The sequence below is a fragment of the Tepidiphilus thermophilus genome, assembly GCF_001418245.1.
Taxonomy (GTDB): Bacteria; Pseudomonadota; Gammaproteobacteria; order Burkholderiales; family Rhodocyclaceae; genus Tepidiphilus; species Tepidiphilus succinatimandens.
The window spans coordinates 198,974-215,052 of sequence record NZ_LIPU01000002.1 but is presented as its reverse complement, the minus strand read 5'-3'; the positions used below and the strand labels follow the sequence as shown (position 1 = coordinate 215,052).

At 62.9% G+C, this 16,079-nt stretch carries 17 protein-coding genes and 1 pseudogene; 14 read left to right on the top strand and 4 right to left on the bottom strand.

The window, feature by feature from the left end:
* Positions 1-12 precede the first annotated feature (12 nt).
* The gene (gene gluQRS / locus ASC37_RS02775) at positions 13-972 is read right to left on the bottom strand and encodes a tRNA glutamyl-Q(34) synthetase GluQRS (RefSeq protein WP_198288972.1); all 960 of its coding nucleotides are present in this window, start codon (positions 970-972) and stop codon (positions 13-15) included.
* Between the two features lie 38 nt (positions 973-1,010).
* Here gluQRS and ASC37_RS02770 point away from each other — a divergent pair, with 38 nt between their 5' ends.
* Positions 1,011-1,946 (top strand): alpha/beta fold hydrolase, encoded by a 936-nt coding sequence (locus ASC37_RS02770; protein ID WP_082438345.1) that lies wholly within the window; start codon positions 1,011-1,013, stop codon positions 1,944-1,946.
* Positions 1,947-1,959: 13 nt separating this feature from the next.
* Here the strand turns inward: ASC37_RS02770 and ASC37_RS02765 are convergent, their stop codons facing one another.
* Together ASC37_RS02765 and ASC37_RS02760 are read right to left on the bottom strand one after the other, a co-directional pair.
* Entirely contained in the window at positions 1,960-2,541 is a 582-nt protein-coding gene (locus ASC37_RS02765; protein WP_055422913.1) for an RT0821/Lpp0805 family surface protein, read from the bottom strand.
* 64 nt (positions 2,542-2,605) lie between these two features.
* On the bottom strand, positions 2,606-4,261 hold the full coding sequence (locus tag ASC37_RS02760; protein WP_055422912.1) for a sigma-54-dependent Fis family transcriptional regulator: 1,656 nt from the start codon (positions 4,259-4,261) through the stop codon (positions 2,606-2,608).
* Between the two features lie 328 nt (positions 4,262-4,589).
* On the opposite strand from ASC37_RS02760, the gene ASC37_RS02755 reads away from it, so the two are divergent.
* From ASC37_RS02755 to ASC37_RS02730, 6 genes are all read left to right on the top strand, one after another.
* Positions 4,590-4,847 carry a phenol hydroxylase subunit gene (locus tag ASC37_RS02755; protein ID WP_055422911.1) on the top strand — a complete coding sequence of 86 codons (258 nt, stop codon included), beginning with the start codon at positions 4,590-4,592 and terminating at the stop codon, positions 4,845-4,847.
* Between the two features lie 33 nt (positions 4,848-4,880).
* Positions 4,881-5,876: an aromatic/alkene monooxygenase hydroxylase subunit beta gene (locus ASC37_RS02750; RefSeq protein WP_055422910.1), complete on the top strand. Its 996-nt coding sequence runs from the start codon at positions 4,881-4,883 to the stop codon at positions 5,874-5,876.
* A 12-nt stretch (positions 5,877-5,888) separates the two neighbouring features.
* Positions 5,889-6,158: an MmoB/DmpM family protein gene (locus ASC37_RS02745; protein ID WP_055422909.1), complete on the top strand. Its 270-nt coding sequence runs from the start codon at positions 5,889-5,891 to the stop codon at positions 6,156-6,158.
* Between the two features lie 21 nt (positions 6,159-6,179).
* Complete coding sequence (locus tag ASC37_RS02740; protein ID WP_055422908.1) at positions 6,180-7,733, top strand: aromatic/alkene/methane monooxygenase hydroxylase/oxygenase subunit alpha; 1,554 nt, start codon at positions 6,180-6,182, stop codon at positions 7,731-7,733.
* 70 nt (positions 7,734-7,803) lie between these two features.
* Positions 7,804-8,163 carry a phenol hydroxylase subunit P4 gene (locus tag ASC37_RS02735; RefSeq protein WP_055422907.1) on the top strand — a complete coding sequence of 120 codons (360 nt, stop codon included), beginning with the start codon at positions 7,804-7,806 and terminating at the stop codon, positions 8,161-8,163.
* A gap of 28 nt (positions 8,164-8,191) precedes the next feature.
* Positions 8,192-9,247, top strand: a complete 1,056-nt coding sequence (locus ASC37_RS02730) for an NADH:ubiquinone reductase (Na(+)-transporting) subunit F (RefSeq protein WP_055422906.1) — start codon at positions 8,192-8,194, stop codon at positions 9,245-9,247.
* A 25-nt stretch (positions 9,248-9,272) separates the two neighbouring features.
* Here ASC37_RS02730 and ASC37_RS02725 read toward each other — a convergent pair whose 3' ends face one another.
* Positions 9,273-9,974, bottom strand: a complete 702-nt coding sequence (locus ASC37_RS02725; RefSeq protein ID WP_055422905.1) for an FCD domain-containing protein — start codon at positions 9,972-9,974, stop codon at positions 9,273-9,275.
* Positions 9,975-10,096: 122 nt separating this feature from the next.
* On the opposite strand from ASC37_RS02725, the gene ASC37_RS02720 reads away from it, so the two are divergent.
* From ASC37_RS02720 to ASC37_RS02690, 7 genes and pseudogenes are all read left to right on the top strand, one after another.
* On the top strand, positions 10,097-10,531 hold the full coding sequence (locus ASC37_RS02720; protein ID WP_055422904.1) for a GlcG/HbpS family heme-binding protein: 435 nt from the start codon (positions 10,097-10,099) through the stop codon (positions 10,529-10,531).
* 42 nt (positions 10,532-10,573) lie between these two features.
* A complete protein-coding gene (locus ASC37_RS02715) occupies positions 10,574-11,005 on the top strand; it encodes a 2Fe-2S iron-sulfur cluster-binding protein (RefSeq protein ID WP_055422980.1) in 432 nt (143 codons plus the stop codon).
* Positions 10,993-11,939, top strand: a pseudogene (locus ASC37_RS11885) (catechol 2,3-dioxygenase). Before ASC37_RS02715 ends, ASC37_RS11885 begins: the two are co-directional and overlap by 13 nt.
* Before the next feature lie 68 nt (positions 11,940-12,007).
* A complete protein-coding gene (locus ASC37_RS02705; RefSeq protein WP_055422903.1) occupies positions 12,008-13,462 on the top strand; it encodes a 2-hydroxymuconic semialdehyde dehydrogenase in 1,455 nt (484 codons plus the stop codon).
* A gap of 13 nt (positions 13,463-13,475) precedes the next feature.
* Positions 13,476-14,339 (top strand): alpha/beta fold hydrolase, encoded by an 864-nt coding sequence (locus ASC37_RS02700; protein ID WP_055422979.1) that lies wholly within the window; start codon positions 13,476-13,478, stop codon positions 14,337-14,339.
* A complete protein-coding gene (gene dmpE, locus ASC37_RS02695; protein WP_055422902.1) occupies positions 14,339-15,121 on the top strand; it encodes a 2-oxopent-4-enoate hydratase in 783 nt (260 codons plus the stop codon). Before ASC37_RS02700 ends, dmpE begins: the two co-directional genes overlap by 1 nt.
* 21 nt (positions 15,122-15,142) lie before the next feature.
* Entirely contained in the window at positions 15,143-16,066 is a 924-nt protein-coding gene (locus ASC37_RS02690; RefSeq protein ID WP_055422901.1) for an acetaldehyde dehydrogenase (acetylating), read from the top strand.
* Positions 16,067-16,079 lie beyond the last annotated feature (13 nt).

Genomic DNA, 16,079 nt, shown 5'->3' with positions numbered 1-16,079 from the left:
GGGGTGCGCCGATTATAAACCGTCCGGATGGAGGCATTGACGGAGCGCCGGAACCTCGTCGATCTTCCAGTGCGCCACCGCCCAGGCAAGGAGCTCCGCGGGCGGCGCGCCGCGCAGTTCCGCTGGGGGCGTATGGCCGAGAAAATCGAGCGCCTGGGCAAGGCGCACGCTCGCTTCGGCGGCTTCCAGTGGCCGGGCGCGCGTCTGCTTCGAGAGCTTGTCGCCGCGCGCGTCGACGGCCACCGGCAGGTGCGCATAGCGCGGCACCGGCAGGCCAAGGGCGCGATGCAGGGCGATCTGGCGCGCCGTGGAGCCGAGCAGGTCGGCGCCGCGCACCACGTCGGTGACGCCGCCGAGCGCATCGTCGATCACCACCGCGAGCTGATAGGCGAAGACGCCGTCGGCGCGCTTGACGACGAAGTCGCCCACCTCGCGCGGCAGATCCTCGACGACGCGCCCCTGGATGCGATCATCGAACACCACGCAGCCTTCGGCGCGGAAACGCCAGGCCCGCGCCGTTCTGCCCGGCGGCAGCCCCTCGCGGCAGGTACCGGGGTAGAGCGTGCTGCCATCGATCGCCCGCGGCGCCTCGGCGAGGTCCCTGCGGCTGCAGCCGCAGGGGTAGAGCCACCCCCTGTCGCGCAGCGTCGCAAAGGCGGCTTCATAATGGATGAGGTTCCGGCTCTGGTAGGCGACTTCGCCGTCCCAGGAAAAACCGTAGGCTTCGAGCGTGCGCAGGATGTCGGCATCCATGCCGGGAATGGCACGCGCCGCGTCGAGATCGTCGATGCGCACGAGCCAGCGCCCGCCGCGCGATCTCGCGTCGCAATGGCTGGCGAGCGCCGCCAGCAGCGAGCCGAAGTGCAGCCGACCGGTAGGGGAGGGGGCGAAGCGGCCGACGACGGGGGAGGGCGGAGCGGCACGGGGCGGATGTTTCATCGTCGCTTGCGGCATGGCGGGGAAAGATGGCATGCTCGATCCTACTACGAGACGTGTGCAAGGAGAGGGGGATGGAGGAACGGCCCGTGCAGGGAAAGGACGGTGCGGCGTATCGGCTCCGGGAAGTGCCCCGCTGCCGGCGGCTGCCGCTGCGGGGTCTGGAAGAATCGTGCGTGCGCGAATGGGGGCCGGAAGGCGGGCTGCCCGTGTTCCTGCTGCACGGCTGGATGGACAGCGGTGCCACCTGGCAGTTCGTCGTCGATGTCCTCTTGGAGCAGGCGCCATCCTGCCGTCTGATCGCCCCGGACTGGCGCGGCTTCGGCGACAGCGCCTGGTGTGCCCACGGCTACTGGTTTCCCGACTATCTGGCAGACCTGGAGGCGCTGCTCGAAGCGCTCGCGCCAGGGAAAGAAGTCGTGCTGGTCGGGCACAGCATGGGCGGCAACGTCGCCGGGCTCTATGCCGGCATCCGCCCGGAGCGCGTGCGCGCGCTCGCCCTGCTCGAGGGCTTTGGCCTGCCGGAACATCGTCCCGAAGAAGCGCCGCGGCGCTACCGCGCCTGGTTCGAGCAGCTCTCGGCTCCGCCGGCCTTGAAAGCGCCCGACTCGATCGAGGAATTCGCGCTACGCTTGTGTCAGCGGCATCCGAACCTGCCGCTGGAGCGGGCGCGCTTCGTGGCCGACTCCTGGCTGCGGCTAGCCCCCGACGGGCGGCTCGCCTTCCGCGCCGATCCGCGGCATAAGATCCTCAATCCCATTCTCTATCGTCTGGAGGAAGCCAAAGCCTGCTGGCGCGCCATCACCGCGCCTTGCCTGTGGCTGTGGGGCGAGGAATCGGAAATCCCCCGTCAGCTCGCTGCCGACTGGGAGGCGCGCAAGGCGTGTTTCCGTCGCTGGGAGGGTAGGACGATCGCCAAGACAGGGCACATGATGCACCACGAGCAGCCCGAGGCGGTCGCGCAGGCACTGGGGGAATTCATCGCCCGGACGGTGCGGATTCCGGGCTGACGTCCTTGGTGGCTCAGTCGATCACTTCCCAGCGACCTTCACCCACGGCGCATGCCTTGCCGCGAACTTTTTCCTTGCGTCCGTCGCGGGTGATCACCGCCTCGTAGTGTCGGCACTTGCGCCCGTTGCGGACGAATTCGTCGAGCGGGGTGACGGCGTAGGCCACGCCGTAAGGAGCGCGCCAGCTCACGGTCTGCCCCCGTTTACCCAGTTCCAGCGTGTGGCCGAAGCACGCCCGATCCTCTTCGTCCATGTCCCGCCCCAATTCGGCGCCGAGTACCGCCCCGAGCACGCTGCCGAGGATGATCGCCGCCGCGCGCCCGCTGCCGTCGCCGATCTGGCTCCCCACGACGGCGCCGGCCATGCCGCCCAGGGCCGCACCGAGCGCCTCGCGGTTGCAGCGTCCGGCATAGATGCCGAAATCATTGCCCCATTTTTTTCCCGAATACCCCAGATAGAGCGGGTCGTGCTGCTTGCGCCAGCCGTGGGCCGGGGCCCAAGAAGGAGGATCGGCAAGCACGGGGGCTGGCAGTGCAGAGGAGAGGAGGGTGGCTGCGGCGGCAATCAGGATGCCACGTGAAAAAGGACGTTCCATCGAAAGACTCCAGGATGTCATGCCGAACGATGCAAGATTATCTCGTGTCGTCGGTCGTGGCGCATCATTTTTTCAGACGGTAACTCAATTGCGGCCGCGTCAGCCCGAGCAGACGCGCTGCCGCCGAGAGATTGCCGCCGGCGCGTTCCACTGCGCGGTGCAAGAGCATGCGCTCGAAGGATTCGAGGGGAACGCCTCGTTCGATCAACGCGTCGGCGAGATCGGTGTGGGTCTCCCTGCTCTTTTCCTCCAGTCCGCCGCTCGTTCCAAGCACGTGGGCGCGCGTCTCCTCGCTTCCGTTGCCGACGAAAAGATGCTCGACCTCGATGGTGCCGTGGTTGGGTGCGAGAATCACGCCCCGTTCGATCACGTTCTCCAACTCGCGCACGTTGCCCGGCCAGTGGTATGCCTTGAGCGCCAGCATGGCCTTGTCGCTGATGCCGGTGATCTTCTTGCCGTGCAGGCTCTGGAAGCGCGCGATCATCGCCTCCACGAGCAGCGGGATGTCGGAGATGCGCTCTCGCAGCGGCGGGATGTGGATGGGGTAGACGTTGAGCCGGTAGAAGAGGTCGCGGCGAAAGCGCCCTGCCTCGACGGCCTGGTGCAAATCGACGTTGGTGGCCGCGACCAGTCGAACGTCAATCTTGCGCACCTGCTCGCCCCCGAGGCGTTCGATCTCCCCTTCTTGCAGCACCCGCAGGAGTTTTGCCTGGGCCGCGGGCGAGAGCTCTCCGACCTCGTCGAGAAAGAGGGTGCCACCGTTGGCGCGCTCGAATTTGCCGGCACGCGGGGCATGGGCACCGGTGAAGGCGCCGCGCTCGACGCCGAAGAGCTCGGATTCGATCAGCTCTTCAGGAATGGCCGCGCAGTTGACGGCCACGAAAGGCCCGTTTTTCCGCGGGCTGAGCTCGTGCAGCGTGCGCGCGAAGCGCTCCTTCCCTACGCCGGTTTCGCCCAGCAGCAAGACGGTGACTTGTGTCCCGGCGGCGCGCTCGAGCAAATCGTAGGTGAGTAGAAAAGCGGCAGAGGCACCGATGAGCTTGGGGACCCGGCGCGGTTCGACCAGCCGCTCGCGCATGCTCTCGATCTCTTCGCGCAATTCCAGCAGACGCCCGACGATGGGATCTTCCTGAAAGAAACCGATCAGCTCCGGCGCGTCGCTCCATTCTTCGGCCGGCTTGCCGACGATATGGCAACGCTCCTGTCCCATCGCTGCACAAGCGGTCTCCCGAAAGACGATGAAGCGGTTCATGAAGGCCGAGGTATAGCCTGAAGCATAACCGATCATCATCCAGCAGGCCGGCTCATCGCTCGTGCCGATTCCCTGCAGATGTGCCTGCGCTTCCCACGAGTGCTCCCAGGCGAATTCGCCGTGAAACGTTCCGTCTTCGAGCTTGATCGTGAGGGGGATGACGCGGGCGCTGCCCTCGAGCATGTGCAGCTGGGGACCGACGACGAAAGCGTCGCGCAGCGTGCCCTGCGGTCGGGTTTTCTTCGCCAGCTCGGCGTCGCGCATCCCGGAGACGAACCCCATGCGGGTGAGCAGCCGCCTCGCCTGCACCTTCCCGACCGAGGCGACCAATTCCTTGCGCAAGGCCGCAAGCGCTCCGACGTGCAGGAGCAGCATGCGATGTTCGCCGAGCCAGATCAAACCCTCTTCGGGAAGAAAACGCAGCAGGCTGCGCAGATCGGAGCCTTCCGGATACTGGATCGTCGCCATTTCCTCTCCTCGGTGGTTCGGCGTCTGGGCGCCGTGGTGTGCAGGATGTCCGATGGGGATGATGGTACCCGCGGACCTGTCCGCAGCGTCTGTCGTTGCGTTGAGGATGGTTGTTATGATTAAGTCATAAAAAGGGTGTTTGTCGTGTTGCAATGCAATAAATTTGTTGTATCAAATGATCAATGCGCTTTGGCGAATTTTATCAAAAGATCAGCCTGTACCGGAAAAATCTCGAGAAATATCGGTGTTTACGAGAGATTATTTTTTGGCACTGAAATTGCTACAAGGGAGACGCAGGACGAACCTAGGGCAGAAGCGGAGAAAAGGCATGAAACCTGCAGCAGAAGCATTCGACGTCGGGCGCAAGTTCGTGCGCGTGCTGGAGCGGCGTCCCGACGGGCTGGTGGCCTTCGAGTTCGCCATCGGTGAGCCGGATCTGTGCGTCGACATGCTGCTGCCCGCCGAGGCGTTCGCGCGTTTCTGTGAGGAGCAGCAAGTGATCCATCTGGAGGGAGCGGCACGTGAAGACGGGCTTTCCGACTGGGATTGGAGCATGCGCACGGCGGCACAGCAACGGTTTCGCTGAGCATCATTCATTCGAAAGAGGAGGAGAGGATCCATGCAAATTGATCTGCGAACGGTGACGATCAAGCCATTGCGCCACACGTTCGATCATATCGCCCGATACCTCGGTACCGACAAGCCGGTGTCGCGCTACATCGAAGGCAGCCTCGGCATCCAACCGAAGGACATTTTTCACTACCGCCCGACCTGGGACCCGGAACATGAGATCTTCGACGAGCGGCGCACCAAGATCCGTCTGAAAGACTGGGAGGTGCTCAAGGATCCACGTCAGTTCTACTACGGCGCCTATACCAGCGCCCGGGCCCGCCAGCAGGATGCGATGGAGGCCAATTTCGACTTCGTCGAATCGCGCGGCCTGGTCGAGACATTGCCGGAGGACGTACGGCAAACCGCCGTCGCGCTGCTGGTGCCCCTGCGCCATGTCGCTTGGGGGGCGAACATGAACAATGCCGCCGTTTGTGCCTACGCCTATGGCGGAATGGCGGCGCAGGCAGCCATCTACCAGTCGATGGACCAGCTCGGCATCGCGCAGTACCTTACGCGCATCGGGTTGCTCTTGGGAGACGTGGAGGCGCTGTCGGCGGGCAAGCAAGCTTGGATGAACGATCCGGCCTGGCAGCCGCTGCGTCGCTACGTCGAGGACAGTTTCGTCGTCAAGGATCCTTTCGAGCTGCACACGGTGCAAAACCTCGTGCTCGACGGGCTGCTCTACCCCCTGGTCTATGACACGATCGTCGATCAGGTCTTCGCCGCGCGCGGTGGGGCGGCGATTGCCATGCTCACCCAGTTCATGACCCAGTGGTCGGCGGAGACGCGCAAGTGGGTCGATGCGACGCTGAAGGCGATCGTGACGGAATCGGCGGAGAACCGCAGCATCGTGCAGGATTGGGTCGATGCTTGGCTTCCCCGGGCGAAGGAGGCCTTGTTGCCGGTGTCGGCGATCGCCGTGTCCGAGCAAGCGCCGGCGCTGCTCGATGAGGTGATGGAGGGGTTTGCCCAGCGCCTGGCCAAGATCGGCCTGTCGGCCTGAGGGAGGAAGAAGATGTCGACCGTATTCATCGCCTTTCAGACGAACGAAGAGACCCGCCCGATCATCGAGGCCATCGTCGAGGACAACCCCCACGCGCGCGTCAATGAAGCACCGGCCATGGTGAAGATCGATGCCGATGGGCGGCTCATCGTCAAACGCAGCTCGATCGAGGAGCGCCTCGGGCGCGAGTTCGATCTGCAGGAGCTGCACATCAACCTCATCTCGCTCTCTGGCAACATCGAAGAGGACGAAGATCAATTCGTGCTGGTTTGGAAAAACTGACACCGGGAAGGAGCAAGGGACATGGATATGCAAGTGGCGAAAAAGAAGCTTGGCCTGAAGGAGAAGTACCAGGTCATGACGCGGGATCTCGACTGGACCCCGACCTACCAGAAGATGGAGGACATCTACCCTTACGTACACTACGAAGGCATCAAGATCCACGACTGGGACCGCTGGGAGGACCCTTTCCGCCTGACGATGGACGCCTACTGGAAGTACCAGGCGGAAAAGGAGAAAAAACTCTACGCCATCATCGATGCCTATGCGCAGAACAATGGGCATCTCAACGTCACCGATGCGCGCTACATCAACACCGTCAAGCTCTTCCTCACCGGGGTCAGCCCTCTGGAATACATGGCACACCGCGGGTTTGCCCACGTCGGGCGGGCTTTTCCGGGGCCGGGGCCGCGCGTCGCCTGTCTGATGCAGTCGCTCGACGAGATGCGCCACTTACAGACCCAGGTCCACGCCATCTCCAACTACAACAAGTATTACAACGGATTCCACGATTTCCGGCAGTGGCACGATCGGGTCTGGTACCTCTCGGTGCCGAAATCCTTCTTCGATGACGCGATCACCGCGGGGCCGTTCGAATTCGTGGTCGCCATTGGGTTTTCCTTCGAATACGTGCTCACCAATTTGCTGTTCGTGCCTTTCGTCTCGGGTGCGGCCTATAACGGCGACATGGGAACGATGGCCTATGGCTTCTCGGCCCAATCCGACGAGGCGCGGCACATGACGTTGGGGTTGGAGGTGATCAAGTTCATCCTCGAGCAGGACCCGGACAACCTTCCGATCGTGCAGCGCTGGATCGACAAATGGACCTGGCGCGGCTATCGGGTACTGATGCTCGTGGCGATGATGATGGACTACATGCTGCCCAAGCGCACCATGAGCTGGAAGGAAGCCTGGGAAATCTACTTCGAGGAGAACGGCGGGGCGCTCTTCCGGGATCTCTCCCGCTACGGCATCCGTATGCCCAAGTGCGCGGAGACGATCGCACTCGAAAAGGATCATCTCTCGCACCAGGCCTGGTGCGCTTTCTACAACTACACCGCGGCCACGGCGTTCCATACCTGGATACCGACCGAAGACGAGATGCAGTGGCTCTCGGCAAAATATCCCGAGAGCTTCGACAAATACTACCGCCCGCGCTGGGATTTCTGGCGCGAGCAGGCGGCTCAGGGGAACCGGTTCTACAACACCACGTTACCCATGCTGTGCCAGACCTGCCAGATTCCCATGCTTTTTACCGAGCCGGGCGACCCGACCAAGATCTGCTACCGCGAAACCGATTACAAAGGCATGAAGTACCACTTCTGCTCGGACCACTGCAAGGAGATCTTCGAGCACGAGCCGGAAAAATACGTCCAGGCATGGCTTCCGGTACACCAGATCTACCAGGGCAATTGTTTTCCCGAAGGAACCGATCCCACGGCCGAAGGATTCGATCCGCTCAAAGCGGTATTGCAGTGGTACAACATCGTCCACGGTCGTGACAATCTCGACTTCGAAGGTTCGGAAGATCAGAGGAATTTCGCCGCCTGGCGTGCCCAAGCCACGCGAAACGTTTGAATCAGATCATTCTTTTGACATGAGACGACGGTACCAAAGTAACCGTCGTCCTTTAGGGAAGGAGACCGACATGGCCGTTGCCGCCATTCGTGAATATTCGTTCGCACCGCTCGACCTCGAGGAGAAATTCCACGGAAACCGCCTCCTCTACGTGGGTTGGGACGATCACCTGATGTTCTGCGCCCCGTTGGCTTTTCCCTTGCCGCCGACGATGCCCTTCCGCGATCTGGTAGAGAAGGTGCTGCCGCCTGCCTACAGCTACCACCCCGATTTTGCCCGCATCGATTGGGCGGCGGTGCAGTGGTTCAAATCCGGCCAGCCGTGGCAGCCGCAATGGGACGAGAGCCTGGAGCAGAATGGGTTGCGCCACAAGGACGTGATCCGTTTCCGTACGCCGGGTCTGACCGGCCTGCAGGGCTCGTGCAGTTGAGCGCGACTCGAATCACCGGGAGGAAGGGATGAGCCATCAGCTGACGATCGAGCCGCTCGGCCAGACGATCGAGGTCGAGGAGGGACAGACCATCCTCGATGCGGCGCTGCGCGCCGGCATCTGGCTACCGCATGCCTGTTGCCATGGTCTGTGCGCCACCTGCAAGGTGCAGGTGCTCGAAGGGGAAGTCGATCATGGCGAGGCATCCAACTTCGCCCTGATGGATTTCGAGCGGGAAGAAGGAAAAACGCTTGCCTGCTGTGCCCGGCTGGAAAGCGACGTAGTGATCGAAGCGGAGATCGATGAGGAACCCGATGCCGAGATCATTCCGGTGCGCGATTATGCCGGCACCGTCAGCCGGCTCGTCGAGCTTACGCCAACCATCAAGGGCGTTTTCATCATGCTCGACGAGCCGCTGCACTTCCAGGCGGGGCAGTACATCAACCTCGAGATCGACGGTGGACGGCTCACTCGGGCGTTTTCGCTGGCCAATCCGCCTTCGCGAGCAACGGAGGTGGAACTCAACGTTCGCTTGGTGCCCGGAGGAGAAGGGACGACCTGGATCCACACGCAGCTTGCCGAAGGCGACCGTATCCGGCTCTCCGGCCCCTACGGTCGCTTCTTCGTGCGCAAGTCCGCTCCGGGCGACCTCATCTTCATGGCGGGTGGCTCGGGGCTGTCGAGCCCCCGTTCCATGATCCTTGATCTGCTGGAAAAGGGAGATCGGCGCAACATGACGCTCATCTACGGGCAGCGCCGCCGCGACGAGCTCTACTATCACGAGGAGTTTCTCGAATTGGCCCGTCGGCACTCCAATTTCCGCTATGTGCCGGCACTCTCCGAGGAACCGACCGAGTCTGCATGGGAGGGGTTCCGCGGCTTCGTGCATGAGGCGGCCAAAGCGGCTTTCGGTGGCGATTTCCGCGGCCACAAGGCATATCTGTGCGGGCCGCCGAAGATGATCGAGGCGTGCATCGCCACTCTGATGCAGGGAAGGTTATATGAGAGAGACATTTATACGGAGAAGTTCATCTCGGCGGCCGACGCGCAACAGGTGCGCAGCCCCTTGTTCCGCACCCTGTGAGGGAGAAGCGCCGATGGTGGTGCGTTCAGGGGCGCAGGGTGAAGAAGTCGCGCGGCATGTGCCGGACGGCTTCGAGCGTGCGCAGGATGTGCTCGCGCAGCACCGCTGCGGCCGCATCGGCGTCTCGCCGCAAGGCCGCTTCGAACAGGGCTTGATGTTCCGCATGGACGTCGCGCGGGATGGGGCGACGGAACACGCTCAGGCGCCGGTAGCGCTCCGACTGGCGATAGAGGATGGCCTGGAAATGAAGCAGCCAGCGCGAGGGGCAAGCCTGGATCAGACTCTCGTGGAAGAGGCGGTTGCGCAGCTCCCATTCCGCCACCACTGCGTGATCCTGATCCAGGCGATCCTCGGCGCGGCTCAGCAGATGAAAGGCCGAGACGAGCTTCGCTTCCCATTCCTCGCCGCCAGCCTGGATCGACTGGCGCAGCGCCTCGGTCTCGAGCAGGACCCGCGTGCGGGTGATGTCCTCGAAGTCGGTCAAGGACATCGGGGCGACGCGAAACCCCCGCTGCCCTTGCACCAGCACGAGGGCATCGGAGACCAGGCGCAGCAGGGCTTCGCGCAAGGTGCCCGCGCCCACGCCGTAGCGGTCCTTGAGATGTTCGACGCGCAGCTTCTCGCCCGGAGCGAGGATGCCCTCGACGATGTCGTCGCGCAGGCGCTGATAGGCCGCTTCGACGAGGGTGGTCGGTTCCGTGGGAGACGGTATGGTTCGGTCGTTCATGGGAATGAAGGAAAAAGTCGAGTCGCATTATAGCCGACTCGAGGGTGCAAGAGCGCTTGTAAATCTCGAGATTTTGTGGTGTAATCAAAAAAACGATATGAATCGATAAAAAGGAGGGGGGGATGGAGCTGGAGGTTCCGACCACGACCCTGAGCTGGGAAGCGGGACACGCGGCCGTTGCGGCCGCGGTAGCGCACGCGCAGCGGCTCGGGGTGCGCATCAACGTGGCCGTGTGCGACGCGTCTGGCCTGCTCGTCGCCTTCCTGCGCATGCCGCTTTCCTTCCCCCAATCGATCGAACTCGCCATCGACAAGGCGCGTACGGCGGCGGGCTTCGGCTTTCCGACTTCGGCCTGGATGGCCGTATGCGGCGAGGACGAAGCGATGAAACTCGGGTTTTCCTCGCGAGCAGGGTTGATCGTGTTCGGTGGCGGGGTGCCGATCCGCCGTGGCGAGCGCGTCGTCGGCGGCGTCGGCGTCTCTGGTGCCTCCGCAGCCCAGGACGAGGAATGCGCCCGCGCTGCTTTGTCTGCTTTGGGTCTGTCGGAAGGCTCGTGAGGGGATGCATCCCAGCATAAAGCGGAGGAGAAGATGGAGACGATGGAGAGGGTAGATCCCCCCCAGAGACTGGCCCCGCCCCTGAGGGTCGAGGCGAGCGGCGAGCGAGGGGAGCATGAAGTGCTGCTGGTGCAGACCGGCGAAGTCTACACCTGTAGAGAACGCGAGACGCTGCTCGAGGGAATGTGCCGCTTGGGGCGTAGGGGAATCCCCGTCGGTTGCCTCGGCGGCGGATGTGGCATCTGCAAGGTCCGGGTGGTACGGGGCGAGGTCGTTCGGATCGGGCCGATCAGTAGGGCTCATATCAGCGAGGAGGAGGAAGGGCAAGGATACACCCTGGCGTGTCGTGCCGCTGCGAAGGGTGCAGTCACGCTGGAGGTGGTCGGCAAAATGCAGAAAGCTTTTTTCCGCGGTTTCACCGTACAGCAGGATATTTCACGCACGAAAGAAGGAGGAGCGTCATGGGAGTCTTGAGGATGGGACATGCCAGCCTGCGCGTCATGGATATCGACGCGGCAGTGCGGCATTATGAAGACGTGCTCGGTTTGAAAACCACGATGCGCGACAAGAATGGCAACGTCTACTTGAAGTGCTGGGACGAATGGGACAAATATTCCCTGATCTTGACCCCCTCGGATCGGGCGGGTCTGAATCACGTCGCCTATAAGGTCGAAAAAGAAGAGGACCTCGACGTCCTGCAAAAACGCATCGAGGATTATGGCATCTCCACCGAGATGCTGCCCGAAGGCAGCCTTCCGTCGACCGGGCGCATGCTGAAATTCCTGCTGCCCAGCGGCCACGAGATGCGTCTGTACGCGACGAAGGAATACGTCGGCACCGAGGTCGGCACCGTCAATCCCGACCCTTGGCCCGACGGGCTCAAAGGAGCGGGGGTGCACTGGCTCGATCATTGCCTCCTGTGATGTGCGAGCTCAATCCGGAGAAGGGCATCAACCATGTGGCCGACAACACCAAGTTCATGCAAGAGGTGCTCGACTTCTTCCTCGTCGAGCAAATCGTCGTCGGACCGGAAGGTTCGGTGAAGGCGGCCACTTGGCTCGCGCGCACGTCTACGCCGCACGACATCGCTTTCGTCGGCGGGCCGCGGATGGGGTTGCATCACATCGCTTTCTTCCTCGACTCCTGGGAGGACGTGCTGAAGGCAGCCGACGTGATGGGCAAACACCGCACCAAGATCGATGCCGGGCCGACGCGCCACGGCGTGACGCGCGGCGCCACGATCTACTTTTTCGACCCCAGCGGCAACCGCAACGAGACTTTTGCCGGACTCGGCTATCTCGCCCAACCGGATCGTCCGGTCACGACTTGGACCGAGGACAGGCTCTGGAGCGGCATTTTCTACCATACTGGTGAAGCGATGCCTTCCTTCACGGACGTCTATACCTGATGAGGGCGCGGCCGGGCCCGTCGGTCCGGCTGCTTTTTCACGTTCCCCTGCTCGACACAAGGATGATCATGAAAGAAATCCGCAACTTCATCGATGGCGCCTTCGTGGCCACCGGCAAGACCTTCGAGAAGCGTTCCCCCGTCGATGGGCAGGTGATCGCCTTGGTGCATGAGGCTGGCCAGGCCGAAGTCGACGCTGCGGTGCAGGCGGCGCGCGCGGCGCTCAAGGGTCCTTGGGGCAAGCTGACGGTGGCCGAGCGCGCCGAGCTGCTCTACGCCGTGGCCGACGGCATCAATCGGCGTTTCGACGAATTCCTCGCGGCCGAATGTGCCGATACCGGCAAACCGATGAGCTTGGCGCGCCACATCGACATTCCGCGCGGCGCGGCCAACTTCAAGGTCTTCGCCGACGTCGTCAAGAACGTGCCGACGGAATTCTTCGAAACGCCGACGCCCGACGGCAAGGGCGCCCTCAACTATGCGGTGCGGCGCCCCATCGGCGTGGTCGGCGTGATCTGCCCATGGAACCTGCCGCTCTTGCTCATGACCTGGAAGGTCGGTCCGGCGCTTGCCTGCGGCAATACGGTGGTTGTCAAACCCTCCGAAGAAACGCCGCAGACGGCCACGCTGCTGGGCGAAGTGATGAACGAAGTCGGCGTGCCGAAAGGGGTATATAACGTCGTGCACGGCTTCGGTCCGCAATCGGCCGGTGAGTACGTCACCACGCACCCAGGGGTGAACGCCATCACCTTTACCGGCGAGACGCGCACGGGCGAAGTCATCATGAAGGCTGCGGCCCACGGGGCGCGTCCCGTCTCACTCGAGATGGGCGGCAAGAATCCGGGGATCATTTTCGCCGACTGCGACTTCGAAGCGGCGCTCGAAGGGACGATGCGTTCGGTGTTTGCCAACTGCGGCCAGGTGTGCCTCGGAACCGAGCGTCTCTATGTCGAACGTCCCATTTTCGAGCGCTTCGTCGAGGCGCTCAAAAAAAGCGCCGAGAATCTGAAACTGGGACGCCCAGAGGATCCCGAGACCAACCTCGGGCCGCTCATCTCCCACGAGCATCGCCGCAAGGTGCTCTCGTACTACGAAAAAGCCAAGGCGCTGGGGGCGACCGTCGTCACTGGCGGCGGCATTCCCGACATGCCGCCGGAGCTTGCCGGCGGTTCCTGGATCCAGCCCACGATCTGGACCGGGCTGGGCGACGATTCTCCCATCGCGCGGGAGGAAATTTTCGGCCCCTGCACCCTGATCCAGCCGTTCGACGATGAGGACGAAGTGATCGCTCGGGCGAACGACATCGACTATGGCTTGGCCTGTTCGATCTGGACCAAAGACCTCTCCCGGGCACACCGCGTCGCCGGACAGATCGAGGCCGGACTCGTGTGGGTGAATTCCTGGTTCCTGCGCGATCTGCGCACGCCTTTCGGTGGCATGAAACAATCCGGAATCGGTCGCGAGGGAGGCGTGCATTCACTTGAGTTCTACACCGAGCTCAAAAACATTTGTGTCAAACTGTAAAGAAGAGGATATGATGAGTGAAAAAAACCCCGAGATCGGGCGCAGTATCGTCGCTGCCGGTATTCGCACCAATTATCACGACATGGGGAGCGGATTTCCTGTGCTGCTCATCCACGGTTCCGGGCCTGGCGTATCGGCCTGGGCCAACTGGCGGCTGGTGATGCCCAAGCTGGCGGAAAAGTCCCGGGTGATCGCGCCCGACATGGTGGGGTTCGGCTTTACCGATCGTCCGCAGGGCTATACTTATTCGATGGACAATTGGGTGCAGCATGCCTTGGGGCTGCTCGATGCACTCGGCCTCGACAAAGTCGACCTGGTAGGCAATTCCTTTGGTGGAGCGCTGTCGCTTGCGCTCACCATTCGCTATCCCCAACGCGTCCGCCGGCTCGTGTTGATGGGTAGCGCCGGCGTTCACTTCGAGATCACTCCGGGTCTGGATGCCGTGTGGGGCTATACGCCCAGCTTCGAGAACATGCGCAAGATCATGGACCTCTTTGCCTGGAATCGGAATCTGGTCAATGACGAACTGGCCGAGCTGCGCTATCGTGCCAGCATTCGTCCCGGGTTTCAGGAAAGCTTTTCCGCCATGTTCCCGGCGCCGCGCCAGCGCTGGGTCGATGCGCTTGCCAGTCCGGAAGAGGCGATCCGTGCCATCCCGCATGAGACCTTGATCATTCACGGCCGAGAAGACCGCATCGTTCCGCTCGAGACTTCGCTCAAACTGTCGCAGTTGATTTCACGGGCGCAACTGCACGTCTTTGGCCGTTGCGGACACTGGACGCAGATCGAGCACGCCGACCGCTTCGCCCGACTGGTGAGCGATTTCTTTGCCGAGGCAAGTGCCGACGAACCCCATCCCCTGGAAGGATCGGCATGATGGAAGAGCCCCTGTTGCAGCGACTGGGCGAGGAGCTCTACGAGGCGTGGAAAGGCTGCCGCGTGGTCGAGCCGCTCAGCCAGCGTCACCCGGAGCTGACGATCGAAGAGGCCTACCGCATCCAGCAGCATTTCATCGGGCAACGGCTCGCCGCTGGCGAGCGCGTGGTCGGCAAGAAAATCGGCGTCACGTCCAAGGCCGTCATGAACATGTTGGGCGTGTATCAACCGGATTTCGGCTACTTGCTCGACGGCATGGTCTACAACGAGGGCGAGGCGATTCCCGCCGACACCCTCATCCAACCCAAGGCCGAGGGTGAGATCGCGTTCCTGCTCAAGCGCGACCTGCGTGGCCCCGGGGTGACTGCGGCCGACGTGCTCGCGGCCACCGAGGCGGTAATGGCCTGTTTCGAGATCGTCGACTCCCGCATCCGCGACTGGAAGATCAAGATTCAGGACACCGTGGCCGACAACGCCTCCTGCGGTGTCTTCGTGCTCGGCGATCGATTGGTCGATCCCCGCCGCGTCGATCTCTCCACCTGCGGCATGGTGCTGGAGAAGAACGGCGAGATCGTCGCCACGGGCGCCGGGGCAGCCGCGCTCGGCGCGCCGGCCAATGCCGTGGCCTGGCTCGCCAATACACTCGGCCAGTTGGGCGTGTCCCTGCAGGCCGGTGAAATCATCCTATCGGGCTCGCTCGCTGCCATGGTGCCGGTGCGCGCAGGCGACAATCTCTCCGTGACGATCGGCGGCATCGGCCGCTGCTCGGTCCGTTTCACCTGATACCAAGAGAAGAGGGAACCCATGAAGAAGATCCGCTGCGCCGTGATCGGCTCCGGCAACATCGGCACCGATCTGCTCTACAAACTCAAACGCAGCAGCGTGCTCGAACCCGTATGGATGGTCGGCATCGACCCGGCTTCCGAAGGGCTCGCGCGTGCCCGCGAGATGGGGCTCAAGACCACCGCCGAGGGCGTCGACGGCTTGCTCCCCCATGTGGAAGAAGACGGGATCCGCATCGCCTTCGACGCGACCAGCGCCTACGTGCACCCGGAAAACAGCCGCAAGCTCAACGCGCTCGGCGTGTTGATGATCGACCTCACCCCGGCGGCGATCGGCCCCTACTGCGTACCCCCGGTCAACCTCAAGGAACACGTCGGCAAGGGTGAGATGAACGTCAACATGGTCACCTGCGGCGGTCAGGCGACCATCCCCATGGTGTATGCCGTCTCTCGTGTGCAACCGGTCGCCTACGGCGAAATCGTTGCCACCGTGGCGAGCAAGTCCGCCGGGCCGGGTACGCGCAAGAACATCGACGAATTCACCCGCACCACCGCCGGGGCGGTGGAGAAAGTGGGCGGAGCCAAGAAAGGCAAGGCCATCATCATCCTCAACCCCGCCGAACCGCCGCTCATCATGCGCGACACGGTGCATTGCCTCACCGAGACTGAACCCGAGCGCGAGCTCATCACCGCCTCGATCCACGACATGATCAAGGAAGTGCAGAAGTACGTTCCCGGCTACCGCCTGGTCAATGGCCCCGTCTTCGACGGCAACCGCGTCTCCGTCTATCTCGAAGTCGAAGGGCTGGGCGATTATCTGCCCAAATACGCCGGCAACCTCGACATCATGACCGCGGCCGCGGCGCGCACCGCCGAAATGTTCGCCGAAGAGATCCTGGCCGGCAAGCTGCGACTCGAACCCAACCGCGCCGTGGCGCTCGCCTGAAAGGAGGAGAGAA